Genomic DNA, 16,505 nt, shown 5'->3' on the forward strand with positions numbered 1-16,505 from the left:
TTATAATAGCAGCAGTCCTATTCGGTGTAGGACATTTGCCGGCCGCATTTTCAATCTTTGGAAAATCGCGTTTAGTTGTGACTCGTACCATCTTGCTAAATGCAATTCCTGGAATACTTTTTGGTTGGTTGTATTGGAAGTTTGGAATAGAAATTGCCATCCTCTCACATTTTTTATCTGATATTTGTTTGCATGTTTGTTTAGGACCGATTATTCGAAAAAAGACACTAAATTAAAAATACCCTCCACTATTCTTTTGTAGTGGAGGGTATTTTGTTATCACACCTTTCGCTTCTTTTTTTCATATTGTACTAAGAGGTGATGGAGATGAGTCAGTGGTTTGGCGTATTTTTATACCTAAATATTCTTTTTGCAGTGATAGCGTATCTTTATTTATATAAACGAAGAAAATTAATCGGATTTCATCTTGGAATGAATATTAGTATGGTAGCTGGCGGAGGAATTGCCATTGCGACAGGCATGATATTAATTAATCAGTTTCCATTGCACTTTTTTGAAGTGACGGTCGCGGCTACCCTGATAGGAATTGTAACAGGTAGTTTATTCGGTGCATTATTTGATTATCAAACATTACTAACAGGTTATATAAATGGGTTAATGATGGGAATTATGTCTCCGATGATTGGTGCGGCCATAAATGATATGATAATCATTTTGCTCGTTGAAACCGCTATATTAGTTACGTTTGTATTACTTATTCTTTCCGCTAAAAAAACATAGGTTGGGTGAAGGATGGAAGGATTAATATCTATTTTATTGGTCATCAGTTGTCTAATTGGTTGGATTGCTTATAGGAAATTATTTAAACTTAGATATTTATTTAGTGATCGCTTTGGTTTTAGTAGTACGATTACAGTGACGAATATCCTCACTTTGACAATTACATGCCAACTGTCTTATTTGTTTTCGAATGAACCTGCCTCAGCAATCGTTGTGAATATAATTATAGGAATCATCATTGGAATTTCCTTTGGGGCCCTTATCAATTATCAGACTTTAATGGCAGGAGTCTATAGCGGTGTGACAGGAGGATTAATGGGTTCTATGATCGGTGCGGTTGCAAAGGATCCATCCATTTGTGCACTGCCATCAGATTTGCTTACTGAGCAAGAAATGATTTTGTTTTTTAGTACTTTTGGTAATCTGCTTCTTGCTGCTACAACGATTATCCTTTTCTACTCATTTAGAGTTTAATAAGCTTTTCACTAACTCCTATATATATAATAGGAGTCTTTTTGTGCATTCGCCTCCTTTTTCCTGAAAGAAAGGCAGAACTCCTTGTAGTTACATATACTATTGTAATTTACTAAAGGATGCTTTTGTAATCTTGTGCATTTTTAACTAACCGGGTGATTAAAGGATACACTTTGTGCAACAACATATTACCTTAGCTGCTTCTGATAAGGTTTTAAATTAATAATCTTACAGGAAATAGCCTATTAAATAATGTCTGGAGGATACGATGAAAACAGGAATGAGATTAAGTGAATATATTAACGTGTTGTCTGAGAAAAGGGAAAATGAAGAGAAAAAGATCGATTATATCCATGAACGAGGTGAGCAAATCACATCCCCGACAAGTGCAACCTCAAAGGAAGAAACTCGAATTCTCACAGAGTACATTGAGCAATCAAATTTATTTAAAGTAGGTGGTTCTTCTCTTGAACGAAAGAAACCCTTAGTTCTTAAACGCTTTTTTAAAATGAAAAGAAATCAGCAGGTTGACGTCTATGTGAAAACAGAGGGTGATGTTAAAACATTTCAAGGAAAAGTGAATGTGATTGGAAGAAATTTTGTGATGCTAACCAATCTTAGTGAGCGCATCTGGATTCCGTATCAATCAATTGAATCCGCAAATATTCCATCAGGTGTTCCTACCTATTCTAATAGCCACCAAAATTTTATTTATGACAATCAACTTAGAGATAAGCTTTTAAACAACTTCGGTCAAACTGTTTCAAAGCGTGATGCATTAAAGCAACAATTTTACGAAGAAACATTGTTTACAAATTTACGCACTTGGGAAGGTACGTGGGTTAAAGTTACAACAACGACATCAAAGATTGTTGGGAAAATAATGGTCGTTGAAAAAGACCAGTTACAATTAGCATATTTCGGAGATAAACAAAAAATACATTTGAGTGATGTAGAAGTAATTAACACTCTACGATTTTTCTCTATCATTCGTCTCTTTTTCAAGAAAAGAATATAAAAGTAGGTAAATGCCTTAAACAAGATTTATATTATCACATACTTTATAAATAGTCATATTAAAGGGAGGTTTTTAAAATGAAAGAAAAGGCGTTTGAGCAAGAAGAGGAATTTGACCAAGAAGAAGAATTTGAGGAAGAAGAGGAATTTGAGCAAGAAGAGGATTTGTTGTTACGTCAACTAGAGGGACTGCTTGGAGAATCTATTCTGGTTGTTACAGAATCTCCACAGTTGAATTTATTAGGTCAATCGTTTCGACCGATTTTCTGTGGGCCAATAGTAGAGGTAGAGACAGGTCATTTAACGATTTATCCTGCAACAATTAAATTATTAAATGCGCCATTCTACAAGTTTCCAACACCGCTATCAATTCCATTTGAAAAGATGGCCCATTTCACACCTAAATTCGATTGTAACGCAAGGATACCACTTATTTAATAACTAAGAAGGAGTTGTTAATAAACTATGTTTCAAAAAAATGAAGAGACGGATATAAATGTTCTTCATGACCAGGGACTTATTGACCATTTTACTAGAGGGATTGGAGAGCGTGTCTTTGTATTGACTCCATCCTTTCCGTTTATGTTTGTCGGTACCATTGTAGATGTTGTTACCGATATTGTAGTCATTGAAGTAGAAGTGACACAATTTCCACAACTAGAGGAACGAACTTGGTACATTCACATCCATAATATAGAAGTGTTTTATATTGAACGTGAAGGCGAACCGAAAATCCCAGAATTAAATGATTTAGGGTGATCGTTTTAAAGAAAGGGGGAATTTACACTCATGTTACGACAATTTCACGTTGTAGCAATCCCTATTAGGATTGTTGTTAATAATTTCGGTGATCACAATCCTAATGGACGTATTTATGTATTAAAAGAAGATGAAAAGGAAGTGAAAGAGCTTGTTCGTAAAAAGCCTTTTACACCGGTTGATCTTGTTCAACCTCTAACGATTCGTGCGAATCAAGGTGACGTGGTTGAAATCTTATTTGAAAATCAGTTGCCATTTAATGCCGGCATGCATTTTCAGGAAGCTGATTATAATGTGTTAACATCAGATGGTGCAAATGTCGGTTTTAATCCGGATACAACAGTACCTTGCGGGGAGCAAATATTATATCGCATAAATGCTACGAAAGAGGGGGTCCATTTTTTCACAGATCTCGGAAACCCTTCGAGCTCTGAACATGGTTCTAGTATTCAAGGACTCTTTGGAGCATTACTTGTAGAAAGAAGAGGCTCATGGTGGACAGATCCTGTTACAGGAGGACCACTTAAAAGTGGGGTGTTTGCGGATGTTCATAATCCATTTTTACCGTCTTTTAGAGAATATGCTTGGTATTTTAATGATGAAATGGAAATTAAAGATCTGACAGGGAATAGTCCAATAAGTCCTATGACAGGACAAGAAACAGAATCATTTCATGGGGTGAATTTAAGATATGAACCCTTAAGTAACCGATTGAGGTTGGTGGAGGAAGGTGTTGTTTCTCCTGATGTTGAGGGAGAAGAGGTGCATCATGATTCATGGGTATTTGGTGACCCAGCAACACCAATATTAAGGGGGTATCGTGATGATCCAGCGGTTATTAGGTTAATTCATGGAGGAGTGAAGGAGACACATGTTTTTCACTATCATGTACATCAATGGTTAAGAGATCCCGATAATAACCAATCTGAACTAATTGATTCACAGTCAATTAGTCCCCAAAGTTACTATACGATTGAAGCTCTATACGGTCTCGGAAGTCTTCATGGAGCAATTGGAGATGCAATCATCCACTGTCACCTTTACCCTCACTTTGAAGTGGGGATGTGGGGAATTAACAGAATTTTCGATACACTTCAAGATGGAAGTCAATGTTATCCTAATGGCGTTCCTATCAAACCACTTCAGCCACTACCGGACCGACCATGTCCTCCAAAACCAACGAAAGAGCGTCCAGGTTTTCCTAATTTCATCCCTGGAAAGGTTGGTTGTAAAGCCCCAAGACCGCCTTTAGGAATTGTTGGGGGCCGGGAAATGACAGAACTGGAAAAAAACGCAGCTGTTCCGAATGCGAGACCAGGTGCAGTGTTTGTAGATAGTTGTTTAGGTAATCCAGTCGTTGCCGAGTTTAACGTATCACTCATCGAGTTACCGATTATTTATAATCGACAGGGCTGGCATGATCCTAAGGGTAGATTATATGTGTTTGATGAGGATATTGATGATATTCTAGCAGGAAGAAAAGAACCTGAGCCATTGGTATTTCATGTACCAGCATCAACCTGTATAAGGATGAACTTCACCAATCGACTTCCCCATATTATAGACGGTGATGCCTTCCAGCTTGTAACTAGGGCATATGAAGTCGGATTTCATATCCATTATGTAAAGTTTGATGTATTAGTAACAGATGGGGCTAATGTTGGTTGGAACTATGATAGTTCAGTATTACCAGGTGAGACGATTCGATATGAATGGTACGCTGATTCAGAGTTAAAAGCCTTTTTCTACCATGACCATTTATTTTCAACTAGTCATGAACAGCATGGTATCTTTGGAGCCGGGGTAATACAACCTAGGTTCTCTAAATTTTTTGACTCTCAAACTGGGGAAGAAGTTGATCATGGAACTCAAGTAACTGTAAGTAATCCACTTATCCCAGATTATCGAGATTTATCGCTATTTGTACAAGATTTTGCTTATTTATTTGATAAAGATGGCTGTCCAATTCAACCTCCTCCCTATCCAGGTTCTTTGGAAGACCCCGGGGTTTTTGCAGTTAACTATAAGTGTGAACCATTACAGTTTAGACTTGGAGAGGATTGCGATCCAGCATACTCCTTTAGTTCTTATGTAAATGGGGACCCAGTCACTCCTATCTTAAGAGCATATGAAGGAGATTCAATCAGAATTCGTTTACAACAAGGCGCACATGAAGAATCTCACAGTTTTAATATCCATGGTCTTAAATGGCCACAGGATCGACCCGATGTGAATTCACAAATAAAAAGCCAAAGGCATATTGGTATTTCAGAATCGTTTACATTTGAAATGGAAATACCGCGTTCAGGGGATTATTTATGGGCATTTGAGACTGAAGAAGATGTTTGGCTTGGGACGTGGGGATTGATACGAGCTTATGATGAGTTAGTTGATGATCTAATTGTGTTAGAGGACAGACCTTGCCCACCTCCTCGAACTTGTCCATTGCCAGAAGTCACCGGCTGCCCACCACCACTTGCGAATCCATTAGCGTCATTACCACCTGAAGCTTCACTAGATTCACCAGTTCGGGAGTATAGTGTTGTGGCAATGCACACACCTATTATTTATAACGAGTATGGAGATCATGACCCGTATGGAATCATTTTTGCACTTGAAGAGGATGTGGAGGACATTCTTTGTGGCCGAAAAAATCCTGAACCTCTTGTTCTACGTGGGAATACAGGAGATTTAATTGAAGTGTCTTTAACTAGTATGCTTGATTTTGAAAAGTTCCCATTTCCTGATGGCATTCACCCGTATCCACCAGTAAAGGAACAAGCTTTTTATCCACCATCACTTCGTATCTCCTTACATCCTAGTCTATTAAACTATGATGTGAAAACATCTAGCGGAGATACGGTAGGTTTTAACCCTGATCAAACAGTTGGTCCAGGGGAGGTGATTACCTATCGCTGGTATGTAAATGCTGCTTTTGGCACAAGTGCTTTATGGGATGTGGCTGATTTGCGTAATCACAGGTCGTTTGGTACCTTTGGGGCATTTATATCAGAACCACGATTTACAACCTATCTTGATCCACACACATTGGAGCCAGTCGAAACGGGGGCAAATGTAATTTTAGTTAATCCGTTTTTACCTTCAACAAGAGAGTTTGTGTTAATCATGCATGATGGAGTCCGGCTTGAGGATAAAAATGGTCAAGTAATTATTGACCCGATTGAAGGTATTCTGTTAGAAGATAATCCAGAAGATATGGAAGTTGACACATATGATTATGGTTCTCGTGGCTTTAACTACCGAACAGAGCGGTTGATAAATCGTTTTAGGGAGCACCCTGAATTGAGCGATTTATTTAGTTCAAAGGTATTCGGGGATCCTGCTACACCTGTTTTTGAAGCATATCCTGGAGAACCTGTCACAGTAAGACTGACAAATCCAGCTGAGCGTCGAAGGGCACACACCTTCCATTTACACGGCCACTACTGGAAGTCAGATTCACGGAATATTGACTCGCGTGTCCAGTCTTTTGTAAGTCATATCGTTGCAGGGGATACGGATGATTTACCTTTAATTGGCGGAGCTGGAGGAGTGTTGAATTTACCAGGTGATTATATGTACCGATCAGGAAATATTCGTTGGGATATTGAACAAGGGATGTGGGGAATTCTTCGAGTTCATGAAGAATTGCAAAAGCATTTACCAAGGTTAACTAACTAATTAATTGGAAGGGTGTCTTTTAGGCACCCTTAAGTAGAAAGGAGATGAGGAAAAGTGGAAAGAATGAAAAGAGAGTTATGCTGTCCAGAATGTGTTCCTTCTGGAATGCCAGATGACTTTTGCATTCCAAAGGAGTACTGTCCTGAAATAATAGACACGCCTAAATACCCATCACCCACAACATGCTTACCAGAAGAACAACAGATAGAGCTTGAAGAGAGAATTGAAGAAGTCAATAATTTATTATTAGATTTAGCCTTGTCTAACAGACAAGAAGGACTAGAAGAACAGGATGTGCTTACAAGACAAAATATCCTTGATGGATTAATAGGTATAGAAGTTTCTGTGAAAATTAATGGATTACAAGATTTCAAAAAAAGAAGAAGGTCAACACGAAGAAAAAAGAAGAAAGGAAAAGGAAGCTGGGTAAAAGGGTGTATAGAGTTAGTTGGAAGGAATTTCCTTTTATTGCTGGTTAAAGATTCGAAACGAATGATTGTTCCACTTCACCGTATATGCTCAATTAAAAGTGTTGAGACTTCCATCCCTCCAATAACTGAACCGCGATTCTTAGAAACAGATCCATGTTTCAGACGATCACTAGCTTTTAACTTTGGAGAGACAGTCAGTTGTTCCCCGGAGTTAATTCATATCTTCTATCGAATAGATTTAAAAATCTATTTATTGCAGTTACTTGATAAGAAAATCACTGTAATAACACCTGCTAAAAAAATAACTGGAGTACTTGTTGGTAATAGTGAAGAATCGGTTTCATTGTGTATAAAGGAAGATGTTGTTAAAGAACTTTCTATGGATGAGATATTAATAATTAAATATGGTTGTTCCTAAGTAATCAAAGAGACGGCAGGTGTCGTCTCTTTTGTATTTTTAAGGAAAAATATAAAAATCTTTGAGTACTCTTTGAACGTGGAATATTGATAAATGTTAAAAGTGGACAATAAACTAGGTGAAGTGGTTGATAAAAACCCAAAAGTGGACAATAAATTTTTATAAGAGGCTAATATTTTTGATAGACACCTTGGAAAAGCTTACATTATAAGCGTTAAACACCAATTCTTATCAAACTCAAATGATAATTTATCAAAAAGCCGATCTAACATTTAAAAGTAACCGATTTACGAGTATTTAAACTACTTCTTCCAAAATTAGAATCTATAAATTAAACACCATCTATAAAAAAGGGATCAAAAAAGGAAACATGAATTGCCTCAATTTTCATGTTTCCTTATTATGTGGTTGCTTACCTATTCATCTAACACTTAAAATGGTAATTCCGTCTTTCTAGTTAGCAGCAAAAGTGTCTAAAATGATGGGATCTGTGACTTACGTGACTCCGACAACAACCATTGAAGTGAAATTGATGTGAGAAATGTGAATCGAAACGATTGCAGCAATGACTTCTAAAGTGAAAATTACAACACGAGTTGGAGTGATTATGTTGACACCCACATGATTTCATCTTACGGCAACAACACATAACATGCTCACCTCCTTTCATGCGGAAAAGAGAGATTAGCAACAGTCGCAGTCATCGTGTTCGCGATATTTAATAGATTTAATAGAATTAAAACGAATAATTCGGAATTCCTTTTTAGGACATTTCTTTTTTCTACGATTTTTTTTACCTTTTTGTTTTTTGTTTATTTGTAGTTCTAAAAAGTCTGAGCCAACAGAACATACAGTACCTCTTACTTCTTTGGTTGTTCCTTCACAGTCGGTCTCTACTTTTATCTCACACCCTTTAAATTGATGTAACCGGAAGCCAAACCCTCCATCTAGTCCTGCGAGACGAAATCGGAAGCGGTTATCACAAAGACAGCGGTGATCAAAATGATCATCACGTAGACAACCACAAGGGTGGAAAAAGTGCTCATCAACAACAAAGCGACGATCAAATATAATAGGATGCTCACATTTATTAACATGATGTTGTTTTCCACAATTAGCACAAAAGTGACCAAAATTGTTTTCATGGTGATGGTGATCATGATGTTTATGACAATCACAATCATAATGTTCTTGACTTAATTTCGTATGACCACTATGGAAATTGTTAAACATATTCATTTGTCCAAAATGATTCATGAAGACGTCCTCCTAACTTTTAGTTATTTAACACTTAAATTAGCAAACAGTGTTTGTACTATACTATGAGGATGTATAAAAATTGCTTGAACGAATGACTAAGAAAAGGTAAAATCCGCAAATCACGGATACCCAAAAAAGAGTCCACTTCATAAACTAGATAAAAAAGTGGAGGATTAGATAATGAAACAGATATTACTATCGTTGGGATTATGCCTTTTATTAATCGGCTGTTCCTCTCAGCCACATACCCCGAAAATGGAGGATCTACAAAAAGAACTTATTGATGTTACGCTTAAGATTAATCCTTCTGGAAGTACAGGTACTGTCCTAGAAGTTTATTTAAACCAAGAAGGTGACGAAGTAAACGATGCAGAGGTAATGGTTGATTTGTGGCAAACAGGAAAAAAGGCTGAAATGACGACTGTTAAAGCTTCGCATCTAGGTAAGGGTATTTATGAGGTCCTACTGCCAATTGGCGAAATACAGCCCTATGAAGGGGTATACCATGTCACCTCTCGAGGACAGCATGTGATGGATGGTTTTAGCATCACTTTCAAAGAAGGTGAGCCAGTTGTTAATGAACGGTAAGAAATTTTTATTCATGTTTGCCACTTTTGTGGTTTTCCTTGGTTTGGTCACCTCTTATTGGCTGTGGCCAAAGTCAGAACAACTTCCGGTATTAGAACGCTTATCACCCTTTGTGTTATTAGATCAAGATGGAAATGAATATCGCTCCAATAATGGCAAGATAAAATTAGTGACATTTTATTATATAAACTGTCCTGATGTATGTCCTTTAACAATGTATGATTTGAAAGTCATCCAGGATCAGTTAAAAAAAGAAGGTTTGAATGGGACGGAAGTTGAGTTAATAGCCATTACTTTAGATCCAGAAAATGATACATTAGATCGTATTCGTAAATATGCTGGTGCGTTCAATACGGATAATGAGGGGTGGAAATTCCTTAGAGGAAATAGTGAGGAAACAGAGGAAATTACGAATATGTACCATATGAAGTATCAAAAGCTTAGAGACGATTTTATCGCACATAACACCACCATGTATTTAGTAGATAGTAAGGAACAAATTAGAGCTTTGTATAATATGGCAAACCAATCCCAACCTGTTGACAGAGATAATATTTTAGGGGCAATAAGGCAACTATCTAAGGAAAAATAAAATAACAAGGAAAATCAGATAAAAGGATTATACAACACGGCAACTACAAAAAGTGCAGTGGACAGGGACCAATTTAATTGATATCAAAAGTTTAGTTTTGAAGAAAAAAATGATGTGCCCTTGTTAAGGGACATCATTTTTAATTTGATTTCTAATATTCCTCGTGATCTAAGTCTACAGGTCGATACAAATCCTCGTCATATTTGGTAGGATCTTTCTCGAAGAAGGTCTTTTCTTTGACTTCAATCCACTTTATAGAATGGAACGGAATAAATCTTGTTATCGTTTTTTTCATGAATTGCTTTTCTTCACATTTAGGATTCTTTGGCGCCTTCTTAAATAATTTTATTATCTCAACTTCCACAAAATCTTTACCAACGTCAACAATGGTAGCTAGGAATTTTTCTTCAATGTGCCCACAACATACTTCAAAAATTGCTCGTTCACCAATTAATTCTCTTAGGCTTATGCCAAGGCTTCCAAGTACTGGGGTTAATGGACGAAATTGCTCGAAACAGGTTTCGTGATCATTTACTGGTTGATGGGACTGACAATGACAATTATTAAAGGAATGCTTACGACGAACTTGATGATTATGACAGCCGCAGAAATGATGATTGTTCATGATTAAACTCCTCCTTATTTTTTTCATGCTAATAGCCTCTTGAATGGGGATTTTGCATGTTTGTACTTATAGTGTATTCTTGGTTACTATTTTTGGTTGAACACTTGTCCTGTATATATGAAAATGTGTTTATTTACTAGATAGAAAGAAGGTGGCAAATGGGAGGAGGAACCTAGTGAACTGGAAATAGATTGGTGCCCTAGTGCAAGTTATACTAAGGCACATTCGTCTTTAGAGATACTAGAATAAAGGTTAACTAATCTACTTCATTTGTTGCTTCTCCCCATTTTAAACCATCTATTTTATCGCAATCGAATGTGGTAACCGTATTATTATCATAAAAATTAGCAACATTCTTGTGAGAATTTAAGTTTAAAAAACGCACAACATCAATCATTTGCCCGTTTACAAAGAGCTGTTGCACTGGTGAGTTTTCAGGGACTGATTGAAGAAATTTATTAATTGTACCGTAATTGCTACTTAAACATTCATTAAGTTCACCTTTAAGAAGGCTTTCAAGGAGAAGATTCAACTGTTCAGATAATAGCTGTTGTTCTTTTTGTAGGTTATTTATTAACTCTGACAGATCCTCGGTCTTTTCTTTCTGTGAGGATTGCTGATTATAAAGTCTTTTTATATGGCTGGAAAGTTTTTCGTTGATTTCGATTTGTTCATTTAGTATCGGTAGAAGGAATGATGGAGCTTGATTGCTTCCTAGTTTGAAGAGGTGGTCAGCAACCTCATGGCTTTCGGTAAAGTCTTCTTGAGTGAACTTTTGCCCTTTTATTCTAATAGCAACTAAGGATGAAAACGGAATAAATCTAATCGTTTTATTCTGTCTAAAACCCTGTTCCTTTTTTTTGAATTCTTCGTTTTTTACATTCATTTGTACTGCTATATAGTTACTTCCAACACCAGCAATAGTTCCCAAAAACTTTTCATTCTGATGATGCCTTGAACAAACCTCAAAAACCGCTTGATGGTATATGAACTTGCTTAAGTTTACTGAGAGGTTTCTTTGAGATAAGGATTGGTGCATCATCTCTGCTTTTAATCGTCTACAACAGTGATTTTTCATCTTTCCACACATACAAAAGTGGAGATTATTCAAATGAGTTCCTCCTTTTTTCCATTGATAATTTTAGTGTTTCATAAGAATACTTACAATCTATTCTATAGTTGTCTTTTTGGTTGAACGTTTGTCCGTACAATGGAAAATGTGTTCTTTCTAAAAATAGGGCTTGGCTAAGTCCATGTAACTGGTTAACTGTCCATACGGCTTTTGACATATGATAATAAACTATATATTACATCGGACACCTATAGCATCGTATAGAAGGGAGAGGAAATTAAATGACTCTTGGTAATACAGGAAAATCAGCTATATTGCAAATGTTAATAAAGTTACCACCAAATTATCCTGTTGGGATGGTATTTTTAAACGGTGAGGAAGTGCCTGTTTTTCTATTCTCAAATGTAAATCCAGAAACCGGAATCGCCTATTTTATTGACGAGGAAGGACAGACATTGATGATGGATGTATCATCTATAGATGGAATAGCCTTTGGCGACACCGAAGATGAAGAGTGTTAATTGAAAGTGATAATCTAATTATTTTCTTATAGTAACAGAGTTTACGGGGAGAGTAAGGAAACAAAAACCATCTGATCATACTAATATATTTGTCTAGGGACCAATAAACCCTAGCAAAAGCCTTTTTTAAAATTAATAGATAGAAGTCCATGCTTTTAATCGTAAGCAACATATATTGTATTATCTCTGAAAAAGACAGAGAAAATTTTACGAAAGAAGGAATTAGTATGTCAGACTATTGTGAAAGAGACGATCGTGATCGTAAACGTGGAAGAGGAGTCGACGATTTATTAGCTAGAATGGCTCCAACTCAAATGGGAACTGTATTCTTAAATGGGTTAGCAGTACCCGTATTTAGCTTCTCAAACTCAAACCCAGGAACGGGTCTTGCCTATTTTACTGACGACGCAGGAAATGTTATTGTAATTGACCCAGAGCGAATTGATGGAATCTCATTCGCGCCTGCAGAAGCAGAAGAAGAAGAAGAAGAAGAGTAATAAGGAAATGGAGGGAATACGCATAAAACGTATTCCCTCCATTTTAGTTTACCGGCGGAACGTCTAGAGAAAGGACGTGGTCCTACGAATTAGTCTAGTAGTTGTTAATAAGTTAAGTACATACTTCTTAAAATCTAGTAATTAGCCCCTTTATAAAAAAATAGATTATAGTCCAAGCCATTTATTAAAATTAACATAAGTTATATTATCTCTGAAAAACAGAGAAATATTAAAAAGAAAGAGGTAATTTGATGTCAAACTATTATGACAGAGATCGTTGTCCACAGGATCATGACAAAGATCGAGGCAAAGGTAGAGGAAGAGGTGTTGATGCTTTACTAGGTAGAATGGCTCCGACTCAAATGGGAACTGTGTTTTTAAATGGGGTAGCGGTGCCAGTATTCAGCTTCTCTAACACAAACCCAGCTGCAGGTCTTGCATACTTCACAGATGATGCAGGAAATGTCATTGTATTAGAACCTGAAAAAATCGATGGTATTTCATTCGCACCAGCAGACGTGGAAGAAGCAGAAGAAGCAGAAGAAGCAGACGAAGAATAATCTAAAAAGGAGGAATGCCCTACATTGTAGGGCATTCCCTTCCCTTAATGTGACTTTTTAAGATTATTATCCTGCTTTATACCTTCTCCCCATTTCACCCCCTCAATCTTTTGACAGTCGAAGGTCGACACATGAAGATCATCCGTAAAATGGGCAAGGTTATCCTCAAGATTCATATTTAAAAATCTAGTAACATCCACAACAACTCCATTTACTAGAATACTGTGTAATGGATAATTTTCAGGAAGATCTTTAAAAATATGGCTGAATGCCCCGTTGGAATTAATTGTTCCTTTTATTCTTTGTTTTAGCTCATTGTTTCTTAAAGCTAATTCATTTACTTCCTTTGAAAGATGCGAATAATGTTCTTCATCTTCGGTTCTTTTCTGCTTAAATTCCTGTAGTAGTTTGTTCTGATTAGCTACTTCTTGAGTTAATTGATCTTGGATATGTTTAACTTGTTTTATATGATGGGTGAGCTTTTCATTAATCTTATTTTGCTCATCAAATATTTGAGAATTCTTTGTAAAAACCTCTCCATGGTCTTTTAGATTGTTTAATATATCCTCAACCTTGGATCTTATATCTTCCATCTCTTTTGAGAGTTGGCTATGGGTAGATTTATAGTGATTTATATGATGAGCTAGTTTGCTGTTTATTTCCATTTGCTGATCTAGAATGTTAGTATGTTGCAATGCGACTCTTTCATAGTTTAAAAGTTGTTCAATTAATTGTTTTGCTTTAGCATGTTGATCGTCAAGCTCTTTCCTGAAGATGTTAAAGCACTCTTCCAACTGTTTTTCAACTATGTTTGGTATACGGTCTTGAATCTCTTGAATTTTTTGCTTTTGTGACGAGATCCTATTTGATTGCTGTGATAACCGGTCTGTATGTGTTAAGGCGAGATTATTTAACCTCTGATAGAAGTTCCTGAGTTCGCTAAGTTGATCCATTTGGTTAACATATACTTCTTCATGACGTCTTAAAGTCTCTTGAACACTTAGATTAATGGAGTCCTGCTTACAAAAGTCATCTTTAACTCTTTGACTAAAAGCTAAGTACTCTTTTTTCATGCTGTCTAATAACATCGTTAGTTGTTGGTTGAAAAATGCTTGCTCAAGATTTATTTTTTTTTGTTTTTTTATAAATTCTGAAGTACGGTTATAGTAGAACAAACGTTGATTTCCAGCTTCATCTGTATGTTTAGTATCGGTAAAGAGTCTAGGGCTTACAAATTGTTCATCGCGATTCACTGACAAGGTCCTTTTCTCCCCTTTATTTAAATTATGCTTATTATATGGATGGGGAGATAAAAAGGTGTCTGATCATGAAGCAGCAGGGATTCCTGAAATATGACAATTTTCACAAAATGGTTCAAATAAATAAACTATTTGTGATATAATAATAATCTCGTGTGAAACTAAGTTCATCAAACTTAGTGAGCTGAGTTTACTAGTTTTGAATAATGTTTGAAAAATAGATTGATTTTATCTAATGAAATATATTTGTAATATAATTATAATCTATTTGTCTTTTTATGATGATATACTTCTAATTGTGGCAAATAAAGAAAAAAATTAGATTATTTCATACATATTGGTAATATTCGTGTTTAATTCAATAAAATAGAATAGAATTTTCATAGATTAACTGAAATTGGGGAAAGAGGGAAGAGTGTGTTAAAGAAAAGGCTCTTAGTAATTAATACAGTACTTGCACTAGGATTGACAACGTTTTCAATACCAGCAGTAAACGCAGAAGAATTAACAAGCGATAGTCAGCAGAAATACACTCTCATCCAAGAAGAACGAACTGAAATCCAGGCAGAGCTATTAGCAGTTGTAGAAGAATTAACAAAAATACAACAAGAGATTAATGGATTAAATGAACAAATCGAAAAAGTAGATCAAGCAATTGCTGATAATAATAAAATGATTGAAAAAACTGAAAAAGAGATAGAAGTAGCAGAAAGTGTAATTGAAGAGCTAGAAAAGGAAATGAGCGTACTTCAAGAAGGAATTGATCGCCGTTTTGGTATTTTAAAAGAGCGTGCAATTACACTACAGCAAAGTGGCGGTAGTGTAATTTATCTTGAGGTGTTAGCAGGTTCTTCAAGCTTTAGTGATTTTATCGATCGTGTCTTCGCTGTAATGACGATTGCACAATCAGATGCCGATTTGCTAGCACAGCAAGAAGCCGATCAGCAGGAATTGAAGGACAAGCAGGCTATCGCGTTGAAAAAAATAGAAGATTTAACTGCGATGAAAACGGAATTTGAAGGAATGCAAGCGCAGATAAAGGAACAAAAGAAAGAAAATGATGCGCTTAAAGAAGAACTAAAAGAGATGGAAAATGAAAGTCTAGCTTTTTTAGAAGAGCTACAGAATAAAGATAATGAGTTAGCTCAAAAAGCTATCGCTATTCAACAAAGTATAAGTCCTAAAAAAGAAGCAACATCTTCAGGTGGAACTTCTTCTATAAAACCAAACACCCAGATAGGTAGTGTTGTGGTACAAGCACCATCAGCCAAAGTGTCATCTAGTTTAAGAGAAGCGATTGAGGATTCATATAAATATATTGGCAATTCCGTTTATGTTTTTGGTGGTGGACGAACTGCCTATGATATTGCAAACGGTCGATTTGATTGCTCTGGATATGTATCATATGTTTTCCGCCAGGCAGGAAAAAGCATCGGTGGTAGCACTGATTCTATTAAATATGCAGGACGCCAAATTTCAACTAAAGATATGCAATATGGTGATCTAGTATTCTTTGATACGTATAAAAAAGATGGACATGTTGGAATTTATATCGGTGGAGGAAAGTTTATTGGCTCACAAAGCTCAACTGGAGTAGCCATCGCTGATATGACAACAGGTTATTGGAAGCAAAAATTTAACGGACGAGTTGTACGCGTGAATTAATACTAAAAAAAGCTGCTTGATGAGGTTTCAATTACTTCATTAAGCAGCTTTTTTACTTTTTGAAATTAAATCAGGCTAGCTTAACAGTGTCCGATTTGGAATCTTGTAATTTGATTTTAGGCAGACTTCCAAGTTAATTAATATTGTATCAAGGAGAATGAAAATGTTTTGCTTACCTTGTGTGGAATGAGCGGAGAGCCACTTGACTCCTGTGGGATATGCGGTTGACGTGAGACCCCGCAGGAGCGAAAACGACGAGGAGGCTCACGCACCGCCCCACGGAAAGCTAGTGGCTCGCAGCGATTGGAACTCGCTAGCCTAAGTATTTTCAGATAATCACTTGGT

The 16,505-nt window shown here is 36.3% G+C and carries 19 protein-coding genes; 14 read left to right on the forward strand and 5 right to left on the reverse strand.

Features of this window, described 5'->3' with window-relative positions; all coding sequences use genetic code 11:
- Window positions 1–5: 5 nt before the first annotated feature.
- The 8 genes from BK579_RS26280 (at window position 6) to BK579_RS05335 (ending at window position 7,521) form a co-directional block, all read left to right on the forward strand.
- Complete coding sequence (locus BK579_RS26280) at window positions 6–236, forward strand: CPBP family glutamic-type intramembrane protease (protein ID WP_268876550.1); 231 nt, start codon at window positions 6–8, stop codon at window positions 234–236.
- A gap of 91 nt (window positions 237–327) precedes the next feature.
- The gene (locus BK579_RS05305) at window positions 328–741 is read left to right on the forward strand and encodes a hypothetical protein (RefSeq protein ID WP_078544049.1); all 414 of its coding nucleotides are present in this window, start codon (window positions 328–330) and stop codon (window positions 739–741) included.
- Window positions 742–753: 12 nt separating this feature from the next.
- Window positions 754–1,215 carry a hypothetical protein gene (locus tag BK579_RS05310; protein WP_078544050.1) on the forward strand — a complete coding sequence of 154 codons (462 nt, stop codon included), beginning with the start codon at window positions 754–756 and terminating at the stop codon, window positions 1,213–1,215.
- 268 nt (window positions 1,216–1,483) lie between these two features.
- Window positions 1,484–2,233, forward strand: coding sequence for a hypothetical protein (locus BK579_RS05315; protein ID WP_078544052.1), 750 nt, complete (start codon window positions 1,484–1,486; stop codon window positions 2,231–2,233).
- Between the two features lie 77 nt (window positions 2,234–2,310).
- Complete coding sequence (locus tag BK579_RS05320) at window positions 2,311–2,670, forward strand: hypothetical protein (RefSeq protein WP_235848346.1); 360 nt, start codon at window positions 2,311–2,313, stop codon at window positions 2,668–2,670.
- A gap of 27 nt (window positions 2,671–2,697) precedes the next feature.
- Entirely contained in the window at window positions 2,698–2,991 is a 294-nt protein-coding gene (locus tag BK579_RS05325; RefSeq protein WP_078544054.1) for a hypothetical protein, read from the forward strand.
- A gap of 30 nt (window positions 2,992–3,021) precedes the next feature.
- On the forward strand, window positions 3,022–6,672 hold the full coding sequence (locus BK579_RS05330; protein ID WP_078544056.1) for a multicopper oxidase domain-containing protein: 3,651 nt from the start codon (window positions 3,022–3,024) through the stop codon (window positions 6,670–6,672).
- 54 nt (window positions 6,673–6,726) lie between these two features.
- Window positions 6,727–7,521 carry a hypothetical protein gene (locus BK579_RS05335; RefSeq protein ID WP_078544058.1) on the forward strand — a complete coding sequence of 265 codons (795 nt, stop codon included), beginning with the start codon at window positions 6,727–6,729 and terminating at the stop codon, window positions 7,519–7,521.
- A 495-nt stretch (window positions 7,522–8,016) separates the two neighbouring features.
- Here the strand turns inward: BK579_RS05335 and BK579_RS26680 are convergent, their stop codons facing one another.
- Window positions 8,017–8,142, reverse strand: coding sequence for a hypothetical protein (locus tag BK579_RS26680; protein WP_268876454.1), 126 nt, complete (start codon window positions 8,140–8,142; stop codon window positions 8,017–8,019).
- 63 nt (window positions 8,143–8,205) lie between these two features.
- Complete coding sequence (locus tag BK579_RS05340; RefSeq protein WP_078544060.1) at window positions 8,206–8,778, reverse strand: hypothetical protein; 573 nt, start codon at window positions 8,776–8,778, stop codon at window positions 8,206–8,208.
- A 183-nt stretch (window positions 8,779–8,961) separates the two neighbouring features.
- Here BK579_RS05340 and BK579_RS05345 point away from each other — a divergent pair, with 183 nt between their 5' ends.
- Window positions 8,962–9,369 carry a FixH family protein gene (locus BK579_RS05345; protein WP_078544062.1) on the forward strand — a complete coding sequence of 136 codons (408 nt, stop codon included), beginning with the start codon at window positions 8,962–8,964 and terminating at the stop codon, window positions 9,367–9,369.
- A complete protein-coding gene (locus BK579_RS05350; protein WP_235848347.1) occupies window positions 9,359–9,961 on the forward strand; it encodes an SCO family protein in 603 nt (200 codons plus the stop codon). Before BK579_RS05345 ends, BK579_RS05350 begins: the two co-directional genes overlap by 11 nt.
- Window positions 9,962–10,112: 151 nt before the next feature.
- Here BK579_RS05350 and BK579_RS05355 read toward each other — a convergent pair whose 3' ends face one another.
- Window positions 10,113–10,586 (reverse strand): hypothetical protein, encoded by a 474-nt coding sequence (locus BK579_RS05355; protein WP_078544066.1) that lies wholly within the window; start codon window positions 10,584–10,586, stop codon window positions 10,113–10,115.
- 256 nt (window positions 10,587–10,842) lie between these two features.
- A complete protein-coding gene (locus BK579_RS05360; protein ID WP_078544067.1) occupies window positions 10,843–11,697 on the reverse strand; it encodes a hypothetical protein in 855 nt (284 codons plus the stop codon).
- A 242-nt stretch (window positions 11,698–11,939) separates the two neighbouring features.
- Between BK579_RS05360 and BK579_RS05370 the strand changes: the two genes are divergently transcribed.
- From BK579_RS05370 to BK579_RS05380, 3 genes are all read left to right on the forward strand, one after another.
- Window positions 11,940–12,179: a hypothetical protein gene (locus BK579_RS05370; RefSeq protein ID WP_078544070.1), complete on the forward strand. Its 240-nt coding sequence runs from the start codon at window positions 11,940–11,942 to the stop codon at window positions 12,177–12,179.
- Window positions 12,180–12,406: 227 nt separating this feature from the next.
- Window positions 12,407–12,676, forward strand: coding sequence for a hypothetical protein (locus tag BK579_RS05375; RefSeq protein ID WP_078544072.1), 270 nt, complete (start codon window positions 12,407–12,409; stop codon window positions 12,674–12,676).
- 251 nt (window positions 12,677–12,927) lie between these two features.
- Entirely contained in the window at window positions 12,928–13,236 is a 309-nt protein-coding gene (locus BK579_RS05380) for a hypothetical protein (protein WP_078544074.1), read from the forward strand.
- 44 nt (window positions 13,237–13,280) lie between these two features.
- Here the strand turns inward: BK579_RS05380 and BK579_RS05385 are convergent, their stop codons facing one another.
- Window positions 13,281–14,495, reverse strand: a complete 1,215-nt coding sequence (locus BK579_RS05385; protein ID WP_078544075.1) for a coiled-coil domain-containing protein — start codon at window positions 14,493–14,495, stop codon at window positions 13,281–13,283.
- A gap of 417 nt (window positions 14,496–14,912) precedes the next feature.
- Between BK579_RS05385 and BK579_RS05390 the strand changes: the two genes are divergently transcribed.
- On the forward strand, window positions 14,913–16,160 hold the full coding sequence (locus BK579_RS05390; RefSeq protein WP_078544077.1) for a coiled-coil domain-containing protein: 1,248 nt from the start codon (window positions 14,913–14,915) through the stop codon (window positions 16,158–16,160).
- The last annotated feature ends 345 nt before the right edge of the window (window positions 16,161–16,505 follow it).

The organism is Litchfieldia alkalitelluris (genome assembly GCF_002019645.1).
GTDB classification, from domain to species: domain Bacteria; phylum Bacillota; class Bacilli; order Bacillales; family Bacillaceae_L; genus Litchfieldia; species Litchfieldia alkalitelluris.